At 62.8% G+C, this 1,068-nt stretch carries 1 protein-coding gene and 1 pseudogene; both read left to right on the forward strand.

Features of this window, described 5'->3' with window-relative positions; genetic code table 11:
- Positions 1-794, forward strand: a 794-nt coding sequence (locus B5F88_RS19690) for a M23 family metallopeptidase (protein WP_140402233.1), incomplete at its 5' end; no start/stop codon positions are given.
- Between the two features lie 35 nt (positions 795-829).
- Positions 830-1,068: pseudogene (locus B5F88_RS19695) on the forward strand (peptidase M23); the annotation flags it as partial.

Genomic DNA, 1,068 nt, shown 5'->3' on the forward strand with positions numbered 1-1,068 from the left:
TGCTGGACCGGCTGGCGGATATTGACGCCGTCATGGACTATGACAACCAGATCATGGACGAGCTGACCGCCACCCGGGAGGAGCTGGAGCGGCTCCAGGCGGAGCTGGAAAGCGCCCGGGCGGACGAGCAGGCGGTGAAGGAGGAGCAGGAGGTCAAGAAGGCCGAGCAGCAGGCCAAGGTGGCCGAGGCGGAGAAGGTGCTGGAGGAGCTCAACCAGAACGTGGAAGAGGTCAACCGCCAGCTGGAGGCAGAGGACGAGGCGGCAGCGGCCATCCAGGCGGATATTGAAAAGAAGCAGGCCGAGCTGGAGGCCCAGCGGCAGCAGCAGAATGTGACGCTGCCGGTGTCCAGCACCGGGTTCCAGTGGCCGCTGCCGGCCAGCAACCTGAAGCTGACCTCCGCCTTCGGCTACCGGATCCATCCGGTGACGCATGTGCCCCACAGCCATACCGGCATCGATGTCTCCGCCACCACCGGCACTCCCATCACGGCGGCCAAGAGCGGCCAGGTCATCATCTCGGAAAAGGGTACCGGCTCCACCTGGTCTTACGGTGAATATGTGGTCATCGACCATGGAGACGGTACCACCACGCTGTACGCCCATATGAGTTATCGGGCGGTGAGCGAGGGACAGATTGTGACCCAGGGGCAGTACATCGGAGACGTGGGAGCCACAGGAAACGTGACCGGACCCCACCTGCACTTTGAAGTGCGGAAAAACGGCCAGCGGGTGGATCCGGAGGAGTGCTTCCCCGATCTCTATAATTCCTTTATCCGTGCCTACAACTGGTAGGCGGGCAGACTGACGGCAGAAAAGGAGACGGCGACGTGGCTAAGACACAGAAACAACCAAAGAGGCAGAAGGTAGACAAGCGCCGGGTGATGGTTGCGGTGCTGGCTGGATTTATGGCGCTGCTGATCCTGCTGCCCATGTTCACCATGATCATGGGCGGCGCGGGGGCGGTGACCCAGAGCGAGATCGACGCCCTGAAGCAGGAGCAGGCCGAGAGCCAGGCCCGGCAGGAGGAGCTGAAGGACCAGCTGGCGGAGGCCGAGGAAAAGCAGTC

This window comes from Flavonifractor sp. An306 (genome assembly GCF_002159455.1).
Lineage (GTDB): Bacteria > Bacillota > Clostridia > Oscillospirales > Oscillospiraceae > Flavonifractor.